Genomic DNA, 23,429 nt, shown 5'->3' with positions numbered 1-23,429 from the left:
AAAAAACGTATTGCACAAATAAACTACAAACTTAAAAAAAGATTTTGATAGTGAATAAAAAATACTAAATTAAATGTATTTTTGATAACAAATTTTAATAAATTAATAAATGTTTTGGATTACTAAGAAAAAAGTTTTTTGGAAAGATTTATGGAAAGAGGGCTGTATTGATATGCACAACCATCTTTTATGGGGTATTGATGACGGATCAAAATCTTTAGAAGAAACAATAGCGTTATGCAATGGACTACAAGAATTAGGAATTACAAAAGCAATTGCTACACCTCATACGTATCCGGGACTTTGGAATAATTCGGCTTTAGATATAAACGAAGCATACAACGTTTACAAAAATAGCAAAACAACTGATTTTATTATTGGAGTCGCTAGTGAATATTTAGCAGAAAGTTATTTAGAACAAGAAATCCAACAAAACAGTATTTTAACACTTCCTGGAAACCATATTTTGATAGAGTTTTCAATGCTTTTCCCACCTTCTGATCGCATAATGGAGTCGCTTTTTCAACTAAAACTCAAAGGTTACAAATTAATATTAGCGCATCCAGAACGTTATTTATATTGGAAAGATAATTTACAAAATTTTGAACAATTAAAAACTTTTGATTTATATTTTCAAATCAACAGTCTTTCGCTTTTAGGATATTATGGATCCGATGTAAAAAAATTGAGTATCCAATTACTAGAGGCTAATATGTATGATTACATAGGTACAGATACCCATAGAATTGAAAACATCAATTTTATGAAAAACAATCCGTTACCACTCCAAAAAAGTCACTTAAAGGAACTTGAATTGATAATAGAAGGGAATCAAATATTTGATATTACCTCTTTTTAACAATTTGCTTTACAAAAGACTTTATTTTTTCAAATCGCGACAAATACTTAGAATTGACCCCATAGCCATAGCCATAGCCATAGCCATAATTATACTGATACGAATATGCATAGCCCTTACCATATCCTTCATTTTGACCAACATTATTAAATACAATAAAAGGGTTAGCAATTTTGGATTGGTCCTTCAAATCAGTGATGTATGACATCAATTGTTTATCCGTATAATTGGCTTTTATTAAATACAATACAATATCAGCATATTTCGATATAATAGTAGTATCTGCTACCAACAATGTGGGAGCGGTATCAACTAAAACATAATCGTATTTTGTTCTTAATTCTTCTAACAACTGCCCTAATTTTCCATTTGAAAGAATTTCAGTAGGATTAGGCGGTATAACACCAGAATAAATTACATCTAAAGAGATATCATTTATCACTTCCTGCACTATACAAGAATGGGTATCGATTTCAGAATTTACTAATAAGTCAACTAAACCTCGCTTAGCTTTTTTAGAATTCAGTGCTTTATGCAATTGAGGATTACGTAAATCGGTACCCACTAAAATCACTTTTTTTCCTAAAGCAGCTAATGACAATGCTAAATTGGTAGCTACAAAGGTTTTCCCTTCTCCTTTGATGGTAGAAGCGGTGTATATTATTGGAGATTTTGTGAGCTGTACAGGTAAAACAAAATCTAGATTTGCTACTAATATTCGGAACGATTCAGATAAAACAGTGTGCTCATTTTTATGTACGATTTTACTATTTGACTCAATAAAAGGAATTTCCGCCACAATAGGCACTGTAGGGAGTCCTCGCTGAATCATTTCTTTAGTATGAATCTTGGTATCAAATAAATAATAAACAAAAAGAATTCCAAAAGGAACTAACAAACCTAATGAGAATGCTAATAAAAAGGCCACACCACGCTTGGGAGAAAGCGGGTTTTTATCTGCTATAGCTTCATCGACTATTTTTATAGAGGGATTAACAATGGCTAAATTGATACTTGCCTCTTCTCTTTTTTGCAACAGCAATAAATAAAGGGTTTCCTTGATTTTTTGTTGACGCTCAATCGCACGAATCGTTTTTTCTTGATACGGGAAGGCAGCGTATTGATTTTCTTGCTGCGCTTTCAATTGATCAATGGATTGTATATTGGTTGCTAATACTTTTTGATACGCCAATAAGGAATACTTAATCGAACTTTTTAAATTTTGTTGGATCCCTAATAGTTTACCCACACTAGGATGCTTTTCACCACCATTTGCAATTACTTTTTGGGCTTCTAATACTATTTCATTATATTGCTTTACTAACTCATTAATTCTCATCTCCTCTAAACCAATATTGGCAGGTAAAAGTTCATTATCTTTAACTTCTCTCAAAGCTGCAATAATGATATCACTTAACATAGACTGTGTTTTTGCCTTTTCATATTGAGAGAAAGATTCAGTCTTAGTCGCCAGCAAAGTTGCGGCATCCCCTTCTAAAAAAGAAAGTTTTTGGTCGCGTTTGTAATTGGCCTTATTTAATTCTATAGTATCCAATTCTTTGAATAAATACTCGAAACGTGAATTGACAAAATCAATCGTTTTTTTGAAAACACATTGACGATCCTCTCTACCATCTCGATCAAACACTTGATTTAACGTATTGAGAATCGCATTATTTTTTTCAATAAGTGGCCCTTTAGTAGAAATTGCTAAAAGTTCGCTTTCTTCCCCTACTAAATTCACTTCTATATTATCTTTTAAACGAGCTACTGCATCTTCAAACGAAGATTTCTTTACTTGTAATGTCCTTTTGTTTTTGTAAAGCACAATAGGTGCATTCACTTTCATTGCTATATTATCCACATCATATACTACGCCATAGGAACGTTTTTTCCCATCTTCATTCCAAACATATCCTTTCGAATCATAGTTTATATTCCATTCACCCGAAAACTCCTCTACCTTTTGTTGGTCACCTATCCATTCAATGGTAGGTATATTTTTCCCATATTCCTCCGCTATACGAATTTTACCTTCCGAGAAAAATTGATTGTACAACTGCAATTCATGAACCACCTGACCTAATAAGCGATTGGATTTGATAATTTCTTTTTCATTTTCAATATTAATCTTACTTCGCATGAAAAAATTAACACCACTGGTCGGCATCTTAAAATCGGAGTTAGAATCATCTAATAATTTGATAATCGTTTTGGACTGATACACATTACTTTGATACCTCAAATACAAAATCACCCCCATCATGGCAATAACAACCCCAATTACAAACCAGTACCAGAAGGGTAAATACTTAAAAATTTCCTGTTTTAAATCAAACGATTCTTGTTGGTTTTCATGCGCAGTAGATGCATCCATAAGCGAATAAATTAAAGGCTTCTAATAATTAAAAAGGAAGATAAAATAACGGAAATAGCACCTAGTAAAGTACCTGCATTACCAATGATACCGGCAGATTTCACTTTAGCAGTATTCGGATCTACTACAATTACATCATTGGGCTTGATAAAGTAAAATGGAGAATTCATCCAATCTTTTTGGGTTAAATCAATTTCACCCACCAATTGCTGATTATTTTCCATACGAACGACTTTGATATTTTTACGCACCCCTGTTATATTTAAGTCGCCAGCCAATCCTAATGCTTGCAAAATAGTAAGGTTATTTTCATAAAAGGTATAGGTTCCAGGACTTCGCACTTCACCTAAGATGGTGACTTTAGCATTCACAATACGGCAAACCACTACGGGGTTTTTAAGTAATTGTTTCTCCGTCAATTCCTTTTGAATTTTCTCTTCAATTTGAGTATAGGTCAGTCCTTTAACCAGAATAGTTCCTAATACTGGAATATTGATTTCACCTTCATTAGACACCAAATACCCTTGTAACAACAACTGAGTTCCTTGAATATTTTGTTGCACCCCATTTCCAGCAGACAAATTATACGGCAATGCCAATTCCATATCCTCAGCGGTAATTTTGACACTTAAAATATCATTCGGTTGCACAATAACATCTGACCATTGAAAATTAGCACTATCACTAGCTTTAAAATCATTTAAATAGAGTATTTCTTTTTTTGAAACACAAGAAGTTAACATTACAACACATGCTACTAGTACCAGCACTATCTCTTTTTTCATTATAACTTAATTAAGTTGACAAAACTATCAAATCTATTTTGGATTTCAAAATGTAGACATCATAAAAGATGTAATCCTTAACCTATTGCTGTAATTCATTAGAATTATTTAAAAACAAGTCTGCTACCACTTTTTGAATCCTTTCACGTTCCCTGTCCGTTAAATTGGATCCTGAAGGCATACACAATCCTTTTTCAAAAAGGGATTCTGCAATTTGAGTTCCATAATAAGGACAGTTAGCAAAAACGGGTTGTAAATGCATAGGCTTCCACAAAGGTCTTGATTCAATATTCTCCTTTTCAAAAAGCAAACGAAGCTGTTCTCGGGTAATGCCATTCGTTTTACTTTCCTCTACAATAATAGCAGACAACCAATAATTGGCATACGATTCAGAAGTAGCTTGAAAAACAGTAACTCCTTTTATATTTTTAAAAATATCCAGATAAAAAGCATGCATAGCACGACGAGCTCGTACATGATTCTCCAATACTTCCATTTGTCCTCTTCCAATTCCCGCACAAACATTACTCATTCTATAATTGTATCCAATCTCGGAATGTTGGTAATGAGGTGCTTGATCTCTTGCTTGAGTTGCTAAAAAGACTACTTTTTCTTTAATTTTTGGATCTTTTGTTACCAAAGCTCCACCACCTGAAGTGGTAATAATTTTGTTGCCGTTAAACGATAAAATTCCTATATCGCCTATAGTTCCACATTTTTGTTGCTGATAAGAACTTCCAAGAGCTTCCGCACTATCTTCTATAATTGGAATTTCATATTTTTTAGAAATAGCTTGAATGGCTTCCACTTGAAACGGCACACCATACAGATGCACCGCAACAATTGCCTTTGGTTTTTTACCCAAACGAATACGATCTTGTATAGCGTTTTCTAAAGCAATTGGACACAAATTCCAGGTGGTAGTCTCACTATCTATAAAAACAGGGGTAGCCCCTAAATACACTATAGGATTAGCAGAAGCAGAAAAAGTCATACTCTGACAAATAACTTCATCCCCCGCTTGTACCCCTAAAACCAGTAAAGCTAGGTGAAGTGCTGCCGTACCCGAACTCAAGGCAGCAACATGACATTGCCCCCCTAAATAACGTTCCAAATCTTGTTCAAATCCAGAAACATTAGGACCTAATGGAGCAATCCAATTGGTATCAAAAGCTTCTTGCACGTATTTTTGTTCCCCTCCTCCCATATGCGGAGAAGACAACCAGATTTTATCTGATTTCATAATAAGCATTTATTTTTAGCAAATATAGTATATTCTAATTGAATTTAAGAATGTTTAATGTTACTAAAACAACCCAAATATTGCTACTATTTTAAAATTAAAAGTTCGATGCTCGTAAAATGAATTTCAAACACGAATTACTCGAATTGGCACGAATACTTATCATAATTAAATACGTGATTTTTTTGTTGGAATCTGGTTTTGCTTTATAAAAACTGAAATAAAAACACGAATAGCACCAATTGGCACGAATACCTATTATAATAAAAACGTGTTTTTTTTTGTTGGAATTTGGTTTCTTTTATGAAAAATGAAATAAATTAACGAATATCATGAATTCGCACAAATACTCTAATCAATTAAAGTGTACCCATTTTCTTTCTATCTTCTATTTTTTGGATTAGGGCTTCAACATCTAGAGGAAGATTTAAAAAGGTAGCAGCTAGGATAATCAGATCCAATTTTAAAGAACGATTGTGAAGATACCATATATTTATTCGAACTTTATCAGGCCAAATAACCGTATCATTATACCTTAAAGCGTTCTCTTGTTTAGCAAGTAACTGTTCTTCGTTTTTATATTTTAGAGAAGCCAAACCCGTAATTCCAGGTTTTACCTGCAAAAGAATCCGATCATCACCTTTCAATTGATCTGCATATCCCGGCACATCAGGCCTTGGGCCAATTAACGTCATATCACCTCTAATCAAATTATAAAGCTGAGGCAGTTCATCAAGTTTAGTACGTCTCAGAAAACGCCCAAAGGAAGTTGGTTGAACCCCATCTTTTGGAATACTTCTGAATTTATAAAGAACAAAGGGAACCCCATTCTTACCAATACGTACTTGCTTAAACAACATAACATTGATTTGAAATCAAAAATACAAAAAAGTAAGGTAAAGAGATTGTTTATTTTGATTATTTAAAAACAACTTTAGGTTGTACTTTATAGTTGTTATTAATTAGTGGTCAATGGTCAATTTCAGCTAAGGGGTTGGAACAGGATGTCATAGGGTCAATACTACTGTAGTAATTTGATTTTAGAATTTTCAGTTGAATTTGGTGTTTAACCACTAGGGGCACTAAGAAGGCACTAAGGGCACTAATTTATGTGTTAATTTTTATGTATTTCAGTTGAATTATGCTACACCCCTAAAGTCCCTCAAGGGGACAATTCTACTATTGAATTTTATATTTTTAAGTTTTCCAGTTGGACTTCTTTACACCCCTAGAGTCCCCTCGAGGGGACATTCCTTTTAAGGTGATTTGATTTGTATGGGTTGTTAGTTGAATTTAGTGTTTAACCGCAAGGTGCGCAAGGAAGACACTAAGGGCGCTAATTTATGTGTTTATTTTTATGTATTTCAGTTGAATTATGCTACACCCCTAAAGTCCCCTCAAGGGGACAATCCTTCTATTGACTTTTTACTTTTACTTTTTTCAATAAGAAAATATGCTACAATTAGTAAAATATGCATTTATATAACACAAAACCTCTTAGAATAAAATTCCCCCTTTGAAGGGGGCAGGGGGATGTTACGCTACTATTTTTAAGATTTCTTCAATTATTTTAACCCGTGTCCCAAACAAAATAAAACTCAAACAACGGTGGCTTCGAGTGCCTCAGCCACCGTTTAGATCATTCACAATTCAACAGTGGCTTCGAGAGCCTCAGCCACCGTTTAGACAATTCATTATCCTATTATTTCCATTAGAACTACTGAAACCGTTACCTGAGGTACTCAAAGGCAAAAAATCAATACATCAAACCAAAATACCATAAAGGGATTGTATTTAAAAAGCCACTTTCAATATCATCCTTAACAACATAGCCATTTCCAACTGTCTTTATTTGTTTTAAGCTTTTGTTTTTACCACCTATTTCAAAATCCATAGTTCCAATTTTAAAATCAGCATTTTTCGAAGCAACAACCTGATGATGAACTCGTAATTGATTCAAGAAAAATGTCTCTCTAATGTTTCCTTTATTTGGGTTTTCATAAGCTAAATTATAGACCAAATTGGTATTATCTAAATATACTTTATTTACTTTCCCTAATCCTCTAATCCCATGAGTTTCATCTCGCAATTGCAAAAGCATGCCCGCTTCTTCCATATACAAAAGATAATCCGATATATTGTTTCGGCTAATTGACAATATCTCCGCTATTTTACTCATATTAGGCTTAAAAGGAACACTTTCGGCAACAATAGCCATAAGCTGTTTCAACTTTCTTCCTGTCGATACATTCATATCGGCATATACAGGAATATCACTCTCCAATGTTTGGTTGATCACCTGAAATAACTTTATATCAAAATCAGGCTCTAAAGCAAAAGGATAATATCCAGTTTTAAGATAATCTGCAAATAAAAGCAAGGGATGCGATACTGAAATCACGCTTGACGGACGTGTTACAATTTCTTCTAGCGTAAGCTTTGGCACTTCTATTTTATGAAATAGCAATAAATATTCTCGAAAAGACAAACCTTGCATGGGGTAAAGTACGGCTCTCCTACTTAAATCAGCACTTCCTTTTTTAATATCTAATACGGAAGAGCCTGTAAATATCAACTGCAAATTAGTATGATAATCATAAATTAGCTTCAATTCGTTTGACCAATCAGGATACTTGTGTATCTCATCAATAATGAAATGTGTTCCTCCAAATTTGACAAAATTGGAAGCTACCTCAGAGAGACGATGCTTAGCAAAATAAAAATCATCCGCTGTAACATATAAAGTATGACGAGGATCTAAGTGATTTTTAATGTATTGCAAAACTAAGGTGGTTTTTCCAACACCGCGTGGTCCTACAATCCCAATTAGTCTGTTTTTCCAGTTAATTTGATCATATAAATACCTTGTAAATGAGGTACCTACTCCAGCAATTAAACGATTTGAATATTCAAATAACACATCCATTCTTCTTATTTTTATACAAAATTAACAAAAAACGCACTACTATAGTGCATTTTTTTGTTAATTTTGCACTGCATAAGTGCTTTTTTGGTCAGTTTTCCGTAATTAGTTTCAGTTTTAACGGTGGCTTCGAGAGCCTCAGCCACCGTTTAGACGATTTGTTTTTATGATTTCTATTGAACTACTGATGTGTTTGAATAAAGTAATTAAAGGCAAAAGGTAATGAATAATAGTTTTACGTATTTTGAAATTTGTTTTCAGTAGTTCTCGATACATTTTTTATAAAATAGCTGGGCAATTTTATAAAAAAAACTCGAAGTGACGGGGTGGGATTACTTTTTTTTATTAAAACCAATAGAATCTGTGCCTTCAAGGGTGGTTTGTTAGTGACCAGTGGTCAGGTTACAGTGGCTTCGCTGTTTAGTGGTCAGTAAGTAGTGATCAGTTTGAAGGTGTCGATACCAAAAAAAAAGCAACCATCAGTTTTGACCGATTTATCTGGGTTATAAAAAAACTTCACTTGTTAAAGAGATGCTTGGCAGCATAACAAACTGAGTGGGGAGGGTTAAAAAAGTTTTCAGTCGCGGTGTTCAGTCACAGTGGTCAGTCGCAGTGTTCAGTTGTGATTGAAATCCATTTCCTATGTAAAGTAAAACCCGTGATCATCTGTGTTATATGTGTTCAATTGAAATATTACTTGTTCAAGAGATGCTAAGTAGCATGACAAACTGGGTGGGGAGGTTAAAAAAGTTGTCAGTCGTAGTGATCAGTCGCAGTTGTCCGTTGAAGTTGTAACACTTTTAATAAAAAAGTAGAAACCGTTATTATTGGCTTTATCAGTTTCATCAGTGTTCAAAAAAAAAGTGTGACATCTAAATAACATTCCATCAGCCTTCGACTTCGATCAGGATGACAAACGAGTCAAAAGATTTTAAAGATTTCTAAATTTATTAAATCTGTGTTCCGAAACAAGAACAAGTTCAAGAGCAAGAACTAAAATCAAATGAGATGCTTGGCAGCATGACAAACTGGGTGGGGAAGGTAAAAAAGTTGGCAGTCGCAGTGATCAGTCGCAGTGGTCAGTCGCAGTGATCAGTTGTGATTGAAATCCATTTCCTATGTAAAGTAAAACCCGTGATCATCTGTGTTATATGTGTTCAATTGAAATATTACTTATTCAAGAGATGCTTGGCAGCATGACAAATTGGGTGGGGAGGGTAAAAAAGTTTTCAGTCGCAGTGATCAGTCGCAGTTGTTTGTTTAAGTTTTCAGTCGCAGTTGTCTGTTGAAGTTGTATCACTTTTAATAATAAAGTTGAAATCGTGATTATTGGTTTTATTCGTTTCATCAGTGTTCCAAAAAAAGTGTAACATCAAAATAACATTTCATCAGCCTTCGACTTCGCTCAGGATGACAATCGAGTCAAAAGATTTTAAAGATTTCTAAAATTTATTGAATCTGTGTTCCGAAACAAGAACAAGTTCAAGAGCAAGAACTAAAATCAAATGAGATGCTTGGCAGCATGACAAACTGGGTGGGGAGGGTAAAAAAGTTTTCAGTCGCGGTTTTCAGTCGCAGTTGTCAGTTGCAGTTTTTAGTTGAAGTTGTAACACTTTTAATAAAAAAGTAGAAAACGTTATTATTGGTTTTATCCGTTTCATCAGCGTTCTAATCAAATACCACATGTTCAAGAGATGCTTGGCGGCATGACAGCTGACGTAAAAAGGCTTGATTCCAAAAATACTGAACAGGTAATTGCTCTACTTGACAAACAACTTTCACCATTTAACTTAAAAGATATTTTTATTTTTTTTAATATGTTGGTTTTGAAAAAGTATATGGTTTAATTTGATTGTATTTGGGTTTTACTTCATCCTTTTCAGTGATTGTATCCTTTTTTTCAATATTATTTTTTGATGCAACGTTTTGTTTTTCGTTTTCATTGTTTTTTATAATTTCAACAATACCTTCTTTATCTACCTTATAATATTCACAAAAATCTTGAATAGTTATGGGCTGATGTTTTTGTTTCCCCAAATCTTTTTTTATTTGACTCATCATTTTAAAGCTCATGCTTTCTTTCTTTCCAAAATAAATTTGGATGTCTTTGGCTGTTATTACTTGTCTCATTTTCTTTACTTTTATTTGAAGCAAAATTATTTATGGCTTATATGAATTTACGATACCTTTTTATAGCGAATGCGCTACACCATTGTAGTTTTTACGCTATTCTTTTCTTTGATTAAATCGTAAAAAAGATATTTTTGAGGTTGTCCTTTAATTCTATCCCATGTTTTAATTGGATTCTTAAGTTCGATTTTATTTCCTGATTCTTCATTGAACCAAGTTCTGAATGCTGTTTCTTTAGCCAAAATTAATTTGGGGGTTTCTTTTTCACTCATTTGGCGAAAATAAAAGCCTATTTCATCTTGGTTTGTGGCCTTTGATGCTAGTTTTTGAAACAACTCATAAGCATCATAATCTTTAAATATGTGCGTTGGGAAGTTGGCTTTATCTTTTTTTAAATGTTGATTTTCAACTGAGTTGGTTTTGGAACTCGATTCGCATACCAATTTTTCTATTTTTAGAATTAGTTTTTTGAAGAAGGTTTCTATTAATTGGAAATACGGTGAATCTGTATTAATAAATAATTTAAAATCTTGAAAAAATGCTTTAATACCTTTATACAACAACATTAGATATCCTTCGTATTTATGCTGATTTATAAGTCTTAGAGGATGGTTATCTAAAAGCAAATCTGTTCTCATTCTTACTATTTCCCTTTCATAAAATTGGTCTATTATAAATTCTTCAAAATCAATAGTATATTCTGCTACAAGGTTGACTACTGAATTGGTTATTTCCTTAATAAATGTTTTAATTTTTGTGTTTTCTATTCCTTGCTCTTCTGCTTCTATTTTTAGTTGATTGGTAATGCTTTTGATTGGATAGGTTTTAATTTTAAAAAGCATTTCGTTTACATCTTGTGCTCGTTTATTTAAAGAACTTAAATACGTCTCTAAATCAGAAGATGTATTATTTAAATAGCTTTTAAAGGTGTTTTGAATTTCTTGGATTTCGGCTGTGAACTGACCTACAACTTTAGTTCCTGTTTTTATTTTAATTTTTTTTGTTTCTGCATTAATTATCCCTTGCACACCCAATGCTAAATTTTTAGTTAGTTCTTGGATTCTCGCTGAAATCAGCTCAAATTGCATTGCATCTTTATTATTCGACTTGTTTTGTTTTTCACTGTTTTTCATAGTCTTACAATTATTATTTCAGCAAAATTATTTGAAATTGTTATTTAAACAAAGATACTTTTACATATAGTTTTCAACAGTTTTGTTGAAAAAATTATATTTCTATTTTCTTGTAATTTTATTATACATCCATGCTTTGTACCGTAAGTATCTCCTAAGTATCCCGTACTTATCCCGTAGGTATCCCATAAGAATCTTGAAAGCTGTTGTGGATGAGTTTTCGCTTGTCAATACCATTTATAATGTAATTAGCGTTTGTAGGAGAGATGCTTAGCAGCATGACAAACTGTGTGGGGTGTTTTTTGTTTAACTGTTTTCAATTGAAGAATTTTACACCCCTATAGTCCCCTCAAGGGGACAATCCTTCTAAGGTACTTTGATTTTTAGGGATTTCAATTGAATATTTTTACACCCCTAATCGTGATAACTATCGGGACTTCCGAAGGTTAGAAACAGGCTCTCAATGGATAATTTTTTTATAAACTTTTGACTTTTAATAATTTTTAAAGACAATGATTTCGAATTAGCTTTAAACTACTAACTAATAAATGGTGGTACTGGGAATTGTCCCCTTGAGGGGACTTTAGGGGTGTGGGGATACTCTATAAAAAACGTAACAAGAGAAAAAAGATACTTATTCTTTAGATATGTTATTTTATAAGTTTTCCGTTGGACTTCTTTACACCCCTGTAGTCCTTCGCCGTGGCGGAACAGGCCTCGAGGGGACAATCCTTCTAAGGTACTTTGATTTTTAGGGATTTCAATTGAATATTTTTACACCCCTAAATTCCGAAGGGTCGGAACCTTCAAGGGGACAATCCTGCTATGGAATTTTATATTTTTAAGTTTTCCAGTTGGACTTCTTTACACCCCTGTAGTCCCTCGAGGGGACAATCTTTATAGAGACTATTGACTTTTAATAATTTTAAAGATTATAATTCCGAATCATCTTTAAACTACTAACTAGCAAATGGTTGTACTAGGAATTGTCCCCTTGAGGGGACTATAGGGGTGTTAGCGATTGTTTGTTTTATTAATTAACTCTTGCACAACTTGCTCTAATGTTATACCAACCGAAAACATATTGCGTTTAATTTCTAAATCTGTAAATCGTAAAAAAACAACGCCTTCTTTTTCTAATTCACCTTGCCGCTTGTTATCATATTCATATTTGTATAAATGACTGTCGCCATCTATTTCAATAGCTAACATTAATTCATGACAATAAAAATCTACGATGTACTCTAACATTGGTACTTGTCTATGGAATTGAACGCCTAGCGCTTTATTTTTTATTTGTTGCCAAAGTAGTACTTCGCTAAGTGTGCTGTTTTTTCGAAGTTCTTTAACGTATTCTTTTAATTTTGGATTATAGGGAATGATTTTGTTTTTCATTTTTCAAAAAGTAGTTACACAAACATATTATTTTTTTGAAGGAACTCCAAAACACCCCTGAAGTCCCCTCAAGGGGACAATCCTTCTATGAAATATTAATATGTTTGGATTAAATATGGTTATTCGATGGTCGATTTTCGGTGGTCGTTGGAATTTAGCTTATTAATTCATTGCTAAAAGTCTACTGACTTGTGCTACTTTTAGTTGAGCATAGATACACCCCTGAAGTCCTTCGCCGTGGCGGAACACTCAAGGGGACAATCCTTCTAAGTTACTTTGGTTTTTAGGGATTTCATTTGAATATTTTTACACCCCTAAATTCCGAAGGGTATAAACAGGTTTCTAAGGTTAATTCTTTTATAAATTTTGCCTTTTAATATTTTTAAAGACGATAATTTCGAATTATGATTAAAGTACTAATAAATAAATAGTGATGCTAGGAATTGTCCCCTTGAGGGTTCCGACCCTTCGTAATTTAGGGGTGTTAACGATTGTTTGTTTTATTAATTAACTCTTGCACAACTTGCTCTAATGTTATACCAACCGAAAACATATTGCGTTTAATTTCTAAATCTGTAAATCGTAAAAAAACAACGCCTTCTTTTTCTAATTCACCTTGCCGCTTGTTATCATATTCATATTTGTATAAATGACTGTCGCCATCTATTTCAATAGCTAACATTAATTCATGACAATAAAAATCTACGATGTACTCTAACATTGGTACTTGTCTATGGAATTGAACGCCTAGCGTTTTATTTTTTATTTGTTGCCAAAGTAGTACTTCGCTAAGTGTGCTGTTTTTTCGAAGTTCTTTAGCGTATTCTTTTAATTTTGGATTATAGGGAATGATTTTGTTTTTCATTTTTCAAAAAGTAGTTACACAAACATATTATTTTTTTGAAGGAACTCCAAAACACCCCTGAAGTCCCCTCAAGGGGACAATCCTTCTATGAAATATTAATATGTTTGGATTAAATATGGTTATTCGATGGTCGATTTTCGGTGGTCGTTGGAATTTAGCTTATTAATTCATTGCTAAAAGTCTACTGACTTGTGCTACTTTTAGTTGAGCATAGATACACCCCTGAAGTCCTTCGCCGTGGCGGAACACTCAAGGGGACAATCCTGTTATAGAATTGTTGTTTTTAGTGTTTTCAGTTGAAGAATTTTACACCCCTAAATTCCGAAGGGTATAAACAGGTTTCTAAGGTTAATTCTTTTATAAATTTTGCCTTTAATATTTTTAAAGACGATAATTTCGAATTATGATTAAAGTACTAATAAATAAATAGTGATGCTAGGAATTGTCCCCTTGAGGGTTCCGACCCTTCGTAATTTAAGGGTGTTAACGATTGTTTGTTTTATTAATTAACTCTTGCACAACTTGCTCTAATGTTATACCAACCGAAAACATATTGCGTTTAATTTCTAAATCTGTAAATCGTAAAAAAACAACGCCTTCTTTTTCTAATTCACCTTGCCGCTTGTTATCATATTCATATTTGTATAAATGACTGTCGCCATCTATTTCAATAGCTAACATTAATTCATGACAATAAAAATCTACGATGTACTCTAACATTGGTACTTGTCTATGGAATTGAACGCCTAGCGCTTTATTTTTTATTTGTTGCCAAAGTAGTACTTCGCTAAGTGTGCTGTTTTTTCGAAGTTCTTTAACGTATTCTTTTAATTTTGGATTATAGGGAATGATTTTGTTTTTCATTTTTCAAAAAGTAGTTACACAAACATATTATTTTTTTGAAGGAACTCCAAAACACCCCTGAAGTCCCCTCAAGGGGACAATCCTTCTATGAAATATTAATATGTTTGGATTAAATATGGTTATTCGATGGTCGATTTTCGGTGGTCGTTGGAATTTAGCTTATTAATTCATTGCTAAAAGTCTACTGACTTGTGCTACTTTTAGTTGAGCATAGATACACCCCTGAAGTCCTTCGCCGTGGCGGAACAGGCCTCAAGGGGACAATCCTGTTATAGAATTGTTGTTTTTAGTGTTTTCAGTTGAAGAATTTTACACCCCTAAATTCCGAAGGGTCGGAACCTTCAAGGGGACAATCCTGCTATGGAATTTTATATTTTTAAGTTTTCCAGTTGGACTTCTTTACACCCCTGTAGTCCCCTCGAGGGGACATTCCTTCTAAGGTGATTTGATTTGTATGGTTTTCAGTTGAATTTTGTGTTTAACCACTAGGTGCGCAAGGAAGACACTAAGGGCGCTAATTTATGTGTTTATTTTTATGTATTTCAGTTGGATTATGCTACACCCCTGAATTCCGAAGTGTCGGAACACTCAAGGGGACAATTCTTCTAAGGCAATTTGATTTGTATGGGTTTTTAGTTGAATTTAGTGTTTAACCGCAAGGTGCGCAAGGAAGACACTAAGGGCGCTAATTTATGTGTTTATTTTTATTATTTTAAATTAACATTGTACACCCCTGCAGTCCCCTCAAGGGGACAATACTACGATTGAATTTTATATTTTTAAGTTTTCCAGTTGGACTTCTTTACACCCCTAGAGTCCCCTCAAGGGGACAATTCTTCTAAGGTGATTTGATTTGTATGGTTTTCAGTTGAATTTTGTGTTTAACCACTAGGTGGAAAATGAAGGCACTTAGGACAGTAATTTATGTGTTTATTTTTATGTATTTCAATTGAATTATGCTACACCCCTAAATTCCGAAGGTTCGGAACTTCCGTTTGACGGAACAGGCTCTCGAGGGACAATCCTACGATTGAATTTTATATTTTTAAGTTTTCCAGTTGGACTTCTTTACACCCCTAAAGCTCGTTTGAGAGGGGACAATTCTGCTAAAGACTTTTTGTTTATTCTGTTTTCAGTGGAATATTTTTACACCCCTAGAGTCCTTCCGAAGTTTCGGAACAGGCTCTCAAGGGGACAATACTACTAATTACTTCTGGTTTGTTATAATTTCAATAGCAGTTTTCTATACTTTACTGTAATTTCTATACTCTACTGTACTATTTACACTCTGCTCTTTTTTTCTTGATTTTCAGCATTATTTTTTATTTTAAAGTATTGTAGTGTAGTATTTTACACCATAATTACCTAATTTTTTGAGGTGTTGTTTTATGCTATAGTTTTGGGGTGTTATAAGGCAAGACTGGGTGCGCAACGGTTTTGGTTTTTATCTAAAAATTTACACAATGAAAAATGTATTTTACAAACAGGAAACGGGGTTTCAGAAATCGCGTTCCGCAGTTAGAGGATCCAAAAGAAGTAAAGACTTCGCAGTATTAATTTTAAACAAGAGCAACTAATGGCAAAGTTTGATGGAATTTTTGAGATTAAGGGAACCTTACAAGGGATGTCTTTTTATAAGTCGAAAGATGGGATGTTGATTCGAAAAAAAGGTGGGGTTGATAAGAGTCGCATTAAGAACGACCCTGCTTTTCAACGTACCCGAGAGAATGGTTCTGAATTTGGGCATAATGCCAAAATGGGGCAATTGATGCGTAAATCAGTGGCTAATTTATTGTCTTTAGCGAAAGATTATCGCGTTAGTAGTAGGATGTCGCAAGCGATGAGTCGTATAAAAAATTTGGATTTTACTTCTCCACGCGGTGACCGAAAAGTATGGATTGGTATCGCAAGTGATGAAGGCAAACAAGCCCTTCGTGGGTTTGATTTTAATCTGAATTCGCCTTTTAATTCGGTTTTCAGATCGCAGTATGTGTTAGATACTGTTACTGGAGCTGTTACTATTGCTAATTTTAATCCTGCTACGAATTTGAGTTTACCGCAAGGGGCTACTCATGCTAGTTTTAGCGTTTCGGTTGCTTCAGTGGATTTTGAATTGGAGAATTATGGCACTACTTATAGTCCGAAGGAGAATTTTGCTTTGGTAGATGGCTCGTTGGATTTAACGCTTACTCCAAGTGGTATGCCAGGGGGAACGGGAAGTACCTTTTTTATTTCTTGATTGAATTTTTTCAGGAATTGAATGGGGTGCAGTATCCGTTGAAAAATAACTCGCATAACGTGTTGTATTTGATGGAGGTGGTGTAGCCACTCCTCCTACCCCTATGGTAGTTGATGAAGTCCGTATCGAGAGGTACGGGCTTTTTTGTTAGTGGTCAGTGGTCAGTTAACGGTGGCTTCGAGAGCATTTCGAGAGCCTCAATAAACACCTCAGGCACCGTTTAGACGTTTTGTTATTATGATTTCTATTGAACTACTGATGTGTTTGTATGAAGTAATCGAAGGCAAAAGGTAATGAATAATAGTTTTACGTATTTTGAAATTTGTTTTCAGTAGTTCTCGATACATTTTTCATAAAATAGCTATGGCAATTTTATGAAAAAAACTCGAAGTGACGGAGGAGGGATTACTTGCTTTTCATTATAGCCAATATAACCGGTGCCTTCGAGAGCATATTTTTTAGTGGTCAGTGTTCAGCTTTAACAGTGCCTTCGATACCAAAAAAACGCGACCATTAGTTTTGACAGATTTATCTGGGTTCTAAAAAAACTTCACTTGTTAAAGAGATGCTTGGCAGCATGACAAACTGGGTGGGAAAAGTCTCGACTTCGCTCGACCTGACAAAAAAGTATTTTAATTGATAGTAGTAATTTATTTTCTTAACAACTACATCATTGTCAAATCGAGCGAAGTCGAGATTGTTTTAATGTAACTCATTTTTAAAAAATTTGATGAGTTTTTATAAATAACTTGTACAAGAGATGCTTGGCAGCATGACAAATTGGGGTGGTTAGTTTAAAAAAAAGATTTTAAAGATTAATTTTAATTTCTTCCATCTGTGTTCCAAACTGAAATTAAAATTCAAACAACAATGGCTTCGAAGGCATTCCGAGAGCCTCAATAAACACCTCAGGCACCGTTTAGACGTTTTGTTTTTACATTTTTATTAGAACTGATAAGGTTTTTATATTTATAAGTTGTTTGCTTTTTAGTTGAGAATTTTTACACCCTTGAAGTCCGAAGGGTCGGAACACTCAAGGTGATAATTGTTTTATTGACTTTTCATTATTTTGTTTTTCAGTTGACGCTTTTGACACCCCTAAATTCCGAAGGGTCGGAACCCTCAAGGGATAATTGTTTTATTTATTTTTATGTATTTCAGTTGATTTATGCTACACCCCTAATCCCGATAACTATCGGGACCTCGAGGGGACAATTCTGCAATTGAATTTTATGTTTATACGTTTTCCAGTTGGACTAATTTACACCCCTGTAGTCCCCTCAAGGGGACAATTCTGCTAATGACTTTTTTATTTATTCTGTTTTCAGTGGAATATTTTTACACCCCTAGAGTCCCCTCGAGGGGACAATTCCTACTATAGCTATTTTCTTGTTTTTTTTCAATTGAACTTATGAGAGCCCCCTAAATTCCGAAGGGTCGGAACTTCCGTTTGACGGAACAGGCTCTCAAGGGACAATTACTTCTAAGAAATTTAGTATTGATTAAAATTTATAAATTATTACAAATTCTTAAATCTGTGTTCCAAAAACCTGAAATATAAATTAAACCATATAAGGCATATAAGGAAAATGAAGTTCTCCTTACGTTGAATAAAGTTCATAAAAGAAATGCTTGGCAGCATGACAAACTGGGTGGGGAGGTTAAAAAAGTTTTCAGTTGATATTTGTTACACCCCTAATCCCGATAACTATCGGGACCTCGAGGGGACAATTCTGCAATTGAATTTTATGTTTATACGTTTTCCAGTTGGACTAATTTACACCCCTGTAGTCCCCTCAAGGGGACAATTCTGCTAATGACTTTTTTATTTATTCTGTTTTCAGTGGAATATTTTTACACCCCTAATCCCGAAAGCTACCGGGACCTCAAGGGGACAATTCCATCTAAGAAATAATGTAGTAATAAAAAGTTTAAAGATTTCTTCAATTCCTTCCATCCGTGTTCCAACGAACTTGAAACCTGAAAACTAAAACAACAAGCGCAACACCCTCTGTGTAGCTCTCTCAATAAAATCCACTTCAAAGAAACTCAGTGCAGCTCAGTGTAAAAACAAATGTAAAACACCCCTAAAGTCCTTCCGAAGTTTCGGAACAGGCTCTCAAGGGGACAATCCCACTAGAGAATATTTACTTTAATACCATTTTTTAGATTAATCAAATTTCTTAAATCTACGTTCTTAAAATCAACAACTTGAAACCTGAAACTTGAAAAAGCGCAGCGACCTCTGTGTATCTCTCTTCAACGCAATCTATTTCAAATAATTCTCTGTATATCTCGGTGTAAAAACAAATGTAAAACACCCCTAAAGTCCTTCCGAAGTTTCGGAACAGGCTCTCAAGGGGACAATCCCACTAGAGAATATTTACTTTAATTCCATTTTTTAGATTAATCAAATTTCTTAAATCTGTGTTCTTAAAATCAACAACTTGAAACTTGAAACTTGAAACTTGAAACAAACCTTTTCTACTTACCAACTGTCTTTCCAATATTTCAGTTGTTCTCTGAAATAATTGTTCATTAAAGATAAGGATTGATAAGAGGGGAAAGTGAGTCCATTGTAGTCGTTTGGACCCTGTTTTATAAGAAAATTAGATGGAGCGGGAATGGCACTAATACCGGCTTTTTTGTACAGCATTACCGCTCTGGGAAGATGTAAGGCGTCCGAAACCACAATTACCTTTTTAGTAGTACCGAACTTTTTTACAAATGCCTCGACTTCTTCTGCGGTATTGGAGGGTGTGGTGAGCATTTCTATCTTTTGGCTGGGGATACCTAGTTCAATAGCTGCTCTTTTGGCAACGGATGCTTGGGATTCTAAACCGTATTTGGAATAAGCTGAAGTAACTAGTTTATAATGAGGCAGCTGCCGTGCAATTCGTATACCTTCTACTAGTCGTGTTAAGGTAGTGGATTCTAATTGACTGGTTGCAGGAAGTTTAGGATCTAAACTATAACCCGCTCCTAAAACGTGGATGTAATAGGTAGAAGTAGTATCTAAAAGTTGGGGTTGACAGACGGTGACTTGAGATTCGTATTGTGCCACTAACTTAGTAGGGATCCACTTTGTTGTTGCCATCAAGAAAAACAAACCTATTACAAAAAGTAAAAATCGATTAGAACGCCACCCTTTTTATAAATCCGAAAGCCAACAAAAAAATCCCTAGTAGGAAAAAGGTACTAAGGGATATCATTTCTTGAAAATAACAATACATGATTCAATGATTAGTTAAAGAAAAAATCCCAATTCAGATTGCCATAATTTATTTGCTCTCCATGACCTGGCATTATTATAGTATTCAAATCAAGATGAATCTTGAGTTTCGCAATACTGTTTAGAGCTGCTTCTTTATTTCCCGTTTTTAATTTTGTAACCACAGCTATTTCAGGTATAAGAGAATCACCTGTAAAACAAAATTGTTGATATTGAAAAGATAAACAACCGATATGATGCCCTGGAGTTGCAATAGCTACTATTTTTTGATTGGGATATAAAGTAACCGTATCGAAATCATTTAGCACCACTATATTTTCACCCGAGTATTCAATTGGAGTACCATGATAAAAAGACAAATTAAGTTTACTGTTTGCCAAAGCTACTTTGGTTTCTAAAGAACAATAAATCAAACAATCGGGAAACCTCTTAAGTAAATAATGAATATCCGCTATATGATCATAATGAGCATGTGTTAAAAATACGGCGTCAATATTCTGATTAGGCTGTAAAGCATTTATCGCTTCTATACCGTTTCCCGCGTCTATTAAATAGCATCTCTTTTCATCCACCTCACTTTGTATTAAGTAGGTGTTTGAGTTAGAAGATTTCAATATAAATTTTTTTATTTTAAATTCCATTTATTTAAATCTCTAAATCCTATTTAATTTGTATTAAAATTTTAATTGTCCAAAAAATGACTCCCATTATTATTCCTTCTCTTTAGTTTTAGCCGTTCTTATTTTTAAAATATTCTATAAACCATTCTATAACTCAATATCAAAAGTGTTTATCCACATTAAAATCGAGCTAAAAGCAAGGAAGAACCTATAGTATACAAAAACTTTAGAGTAAACAGATCTCATAAAAAGTGAATGAAAATTTTTACTGCTTTAACTCTTATTGAAAAAAATTACTTTTTTTGCTTTTTGATTTCTTTCGTGCTCATAATGAAGGAATTTATTTAGTTTTTTTTATCATTTATTTAAATAAATTTAACAAATATTCTCCATATCCGCTTTTTTGTAAAGGTGCTGCTATTTGTTTTAATTCTTCTTTTGAGATGTAGCCCATACGATAAGCTACTTCTTCTATTGCTCCTATTTTAAGACCTTGTCTCTCCTCAATCACTTGTACAAACTGTGCTGCTTGCATAAGAGATTGAATGGTACCAGTATCCAGCCATGCCGTTCCTCTATCAAAGACACCTACTTTCAATTTTCCTTGTTTCAGATATTCTGCGTTAATGTCTGTAATTTCTAATTCTCCACGGGGAGAAGGTTTGATATTTTTTGCAATTTCTACAACAGAATTATCATAGAAATATAGCCCTGGAACAGCAAAATTAGATTTAGGATTTTGTGGTTTTTCTTCAATTGAAATTGCATTATTCTGCTCATCAAACTCTACCACGCCATATCTTTCTGGGTCTGCCACTTGATAGGCAAATATTACGCCTCCTTCAGTCTGTGCTGCATTTTGTAACAGCTGAGACATTCCAGAGCCATAAAAAATGTTATCTCCTAGGATTAGGGCAACTTTATCATCTCCAATAAATTCTTCTCCTAGAATAAATGCTTGTGCCAATCCATCAGGACTTGGCTGTTCTTTATAAGAAAACTTACATCCTATCTGAGCGCCATCTCCTAGTAATTTTTCGAAATGGGGCAAATCATGAGGAGTAGAAATGATTAATATCTCATTAATTCCAGCCAACATTAGTGTTGATAAGGGGTAATAAATCATTGGTTTATCATAAACTGGCATTAACTGTTTACTCACTGCTAAAGTTAATGGATGCAAACGTGTACCAGAACCTCCGGCTAAAATAATTCCTTTCATTTTTTTTTAATTTTTTTATATGATTTTTAGTTCTTTTTCTATAAACTTTTTTTCCCCATATCTAATTTCGTAAAAGGCTTGTCCTAACTGTCCATTTTGCCCCTGTAAACTATATTTTTTTATCTTTTGAATATTTATATCTGTTTACTTTTAAAATTTTCAAAAGATTGCAATTTTTTATCATTAAATGCTTCGAAAAAGTAACCTCTTTCATCCGTAATTACCACTGGCTCTAAAATAAAACATCCTTTCAGTTTTGTTTCTATAGCATTCATATTAGTGACTGTATTGATTATTGTAATAGTTTTGATAATCTCCGGAAGTTACGTTATCTAACCATTTCTGATTGGCTAAAAACCAGTCTATGGTTATCGATAAACCTTCTTCGAAAGTTACAGAAGGTTTCCAGCCTAATTCTTTATTCATTTTAGTAGCATCAATAGCATAACGCAAATCATGACCTGGACGATCTTTTACAAAAGTAATTAACTGTTCTGACGTACCTAATGGTCTTCCCAATTTTTCATCCATTTGTTTACACAACTCTTTTACTAAATCTATGTTTTTCCATTCATTAAATCCTCCTACATTATACGAGTCTCCATTTTTACCTTCGTGGAAAACCAAATCAATCGCTTTAGCATGGTCAATAACAAATAACCAATCTCGAGTATACTTACCGTCTCCATATATAGGTAATGGTTTATTATTTAGAATGTTATGAATGCATAATGGAATCAATTTTTCTGGAAAATGGTTGGGCCCATAATTGTTAGAGCAGTTGGTTAAGACTATAGGTAAGCCATACGTATCATGATAAGCTCTTACAAAATGGTCAGATGATGCTTTGGAAGCAGAGTAAGGAGAATGTGGGTCATACTTAGTGGTCTCAGTAAAAAAACCTTCATCTCCTAGCGCACCAAATACCTCATCTGTAGACACATGATGGAAACGTTTTCCTTCATATTTGCCTTTCCAGCTGTGTTTTGCTGCATTTAATAAATTAACCGTACCGATTACATTAGTCATTACAAATTCTAAGGGATTGGTAATAGAACGGTCTACATGTGATTCTGCAGCAAGATGAATTACTCCCTCTGGCTGATGTTTTTCGAAAATCTCTAATACTTGTTTAGCATCTACAATATCTGCTTTTATGAAATGATAGTTGGGTAAATCTTCGATATCTTTTAAATTTTCTAGATTTCCCGCATAGGTTAAAGCATCTAGATTGATAATTTTATATGCTGGATATTTTAAAACGAATTCGCGAACGACATGAGAACCAATAAATCCGGCTCCTCCAGTGATTAAGATTGTTTTCATGGATTAAATCTATTTATTTAACTCTACTCATTATTAACAATGAGTTTTAATTGACTATTTGCAATAAAAAATGATTACAAAAAAATGTTCTTTATTTTTTAAATATTAATCTACTTGGCACATAAATTTTAATCATTACCAAATAAATCGCGGGTGTAAACTTTGGCCGCTACGTCTTCTAATTATGCTGTCATTCTATTAGAGATGATGACATCA

At 33.7% G+C, this 23,429-nt stretch carries 17 protein-coding genes; 2 read left to right on the top strand and 15 right to left on the bottom strand.

Features of this window, described 5'->3' with window-relative positions:
- Nucleotides 1-109: 109 nt before the first annotated feature.
- Nucleotides 110-859 carry a tyrosine-protein phosphatase gene (locus GCU34_RS00165; protein ID WP_072781009.1) on the top strand — a complete coding sequence of 250 codons (750 nt, stop codon included), beginning with the start codon at nt 110-112 and terminating at the stop codon, nt 857-859.
- On the opposite strand, the gene GCU34_RS00160 is transcribed toward GCU34_RS00165, so the two are convergent.
- The 10 genes from GCU34_RS00160 to GCU34_RS00115 all read right to left on the bottom strand — a co-directional run bounded on the left by GCU34_RS00160 (nt 846) and on the right by GCU34_RS00115 (nt 14,574).
- The gene (locus GCU34_RS00160; protein WP_072781011.1) at nt 846-3,236 is read right to left on the bottom strand and encodes a GumC family protein; all 2,391 of its coding nucleotides are present in this window, start codon (nt 3,234-3,236) and stop codon (nt 846-848) included. The two genes, GCU34_RS00165 and GCU34_RS00160, sit on opposite strands and share 14 nt — an antisense overlap.
- Nucleotides 3,237-3,247: 11 nt before the next feature.
- Nucleotides 3,248-4,021, bottom strand: coding sequence for a polysaccharide biosynthesis/export family protein (locus tag GCU34_RS00155; protein ID WP_072781014.1), 774 nt, complete (start codon nt 4,019-4,021; stop codon nt 3,248-3,250).
- 82 nt (nt 4,022-4,103) lie between these two features.
- A complete protein-coding gene (locus GCU34_RS00150; RefSeq protein WP_072781017.1) occupies nt 4,104-5,264 on the bottom strand; it encodes a DegT/DnrJ/EryC1/StrS family aminotransferase in 1,161 nt (386 codons plus the stop codon).
- Between the two features lie 359 nt (nt 5,265-5,623).
- On the bottom strand, nt 5,624-6,124 hold the full coding sequence (locus tag GCU34_RS00145) for a sugar transferase (protein ID WP_072781019.1): 501 nt from the start codon (nt 6,122-6,124) through the stop codon (nt 5,624-5,626).
- An 896-nt stretch (nt 6,125-7,020) separates the two neighbouring features.
- Nucleotides 7,021-8,190, bottom strand: a complete 1,170-nt coding sequence (locus GCU34_RS00140; RefSeq protein WP_072781023.1) for an ATP-binding protein — start codon at nt 8,188-8,190, stop codon at nt 7,021-7,023.
- A 1,809-nt stretch (nt 8,191-9,999) separates the two neighbouring features.
- A complete protein-coding gene (locus tag GCU34_RS00135; protein ID WP_072781025.1) occupies nt 10,000-10,317 on the bottom strand; it encodes a hypothetical protein in 318 nt (105 codons plus the stop codon).
- 74 nt (nt 10,318-10,391) lie between these two features.
- Nucleotides 10,392-11,450 carry a hypothetical protein gene (locus GCU34_RS00130; RefSeq protein WP_072781027.1) on the bottom strand — a complete coding sequence of 353 codons (1,059 nt, stop codon included), beginning with the start codon at nt 11,448-11,450 and terminating at the stop codon, nt 10,392-10,394.
- A 1,014-nt stretch (nt 11,451-12,464) separates the two neighbouring features.
- On the bottom strand, nt 12,465-12,845 hold the full coding sequence (locus GCU34_RS00125) for an endonuclease domain-containing protein (RefSeq protein WP_072781032.1): 381 nt from the start codon (nt 12,843-12,845) through the stop codon (nt 12,465-12,467).
- A 484-nt stretch (nt 12,846-13,329) separates the two neighbouring features.
- Nucleotides 13,330-13,710 (bottom strand): endonuclease domain-containing protein, encoded by a 381-nt coding sequence (locus GCU34_RS00120; RefSeq protein ID WP_152378310.1) that lies wholly within the window; start codon nt 13,708-13,710, stop codon nt 13,330-13,332.
- Nucleotides 13,711-14,193: 483 nt separating this feature from the next.
- Nucleotides 14,194-14,574, bottom strand: a complete 381-nt coding sequence (locus tag GCU34_RS00115; protein ID WP_072781032.1) for an endonuclease domain-containing protein — start codon at nt 14,572-14,574, stop codon at nt 14,194-14,196.
- A gap of 1,576 nt (nt 14,575-16,150) precedes the next feature.
- Here GCU34_RS00115 and GCU34_RS00110 point away from each other — a divergent pair.
- Nucleotides 16,151-16,813: a hypothetical protein gene (locus GCU34_RS00110; protein WP_152378309.1), complete on the top strand. Its 663-nt coding sequence runs from the start codon at nt 16,151-16,153 to the stop codon at nt 16,811-16,813.
- A 2,488-nt stretch (nt 16,814-19,301) separates the two neighbouring features.
- On the opposite strand, the gene GCU34_RS00105 is transcribed toward GCU34_RS00110, so the two are convergent.
- The 5 genes from GCU34_RS00105 to rfbB form a co-directional block, all read right to left on the bottom strand.
- Nucleotides 19,302-19,877 (bottom strand): YdcF family protein, encoded by a 576-nt coding sequence (locus tag GCU34_RS00105; protein ID WP_193702252.1) that lies wholly within the window; start codon nt 19,875-19,877, stop codon nt 19,302-19,304.
- Nucleotides 19,878-20,056: 179 nt separating this feature from the next.
- A complete protein-coding gene (locus tag GCU34_RS00100) occupies nt 20,057-20,686 on the bottom strand; it encodes an MBL fold metallo-hydrolase (RefSeq protein WP_072781040.1) in 630 nt (209 codons plus the stop codon).
- A 340-nt stretch (nt 20,687-21,026) separates the two neighbouring features.
- The gene (gene rfbA / locus GCU34_RS00095; protein ID WP_072781042.1) at nt 21,027-21,887 is read right to left on the bottom strand and encodes a glucose-1-phosphate thymidylyltransferase RfbA; all 861 of its coding nucleotides are present in this window, start codon (nt 21,885-21,887) and stop codon (nt 21,027-21,029) included.
- Between the two features lie 134 nt (nt 21,888-22,021).
- Nucleotides 22,022-22,162: a dTDP-4-dehydrorhamnose 3,5-epimerase family protein gene (locus GCU34_RS00090; RefSeq protein WP_084656770.1), complete on the bottom strand. Its 141-nt coding sequence runs from the start codon at nt 22,160-22,162 to the stop codon at nt 22,022-22,024.
- Nucleotide 22,163: 1 nt separating this feature from the next.
- Nucleotides 22,164-23,213 carry a dTDP-glucose 4,6-dehydratase gene (gene rfbB / locus GCU34_RS00085; RefSeq protein WP_072781044.1) on the bottom strand — a complete coding sequence of 350 codons (1,050 nt, stop codon included), beginning with the start codon at nt 23,211-23,213 and terminating at the stop codon, nt 22,164-22,166.
- Nucleotides 23,214-23,429 lie beyond the last annotated feature (216 nt).

It is taken from the genome of Flavobacterium haoranii (assembly GCF_009363055.1).
Lineage (GTDB): Bacteria > Bacteroidota > Bacteroidia > Flavobacteriales > Flavobacteriaceae > Flavobacterium > Flavobacterium haoranii.
Note: the sequence above shows the minus strand (reverse complement) of the source record. Positions and strands in the feature narration are given on the sequence as shown.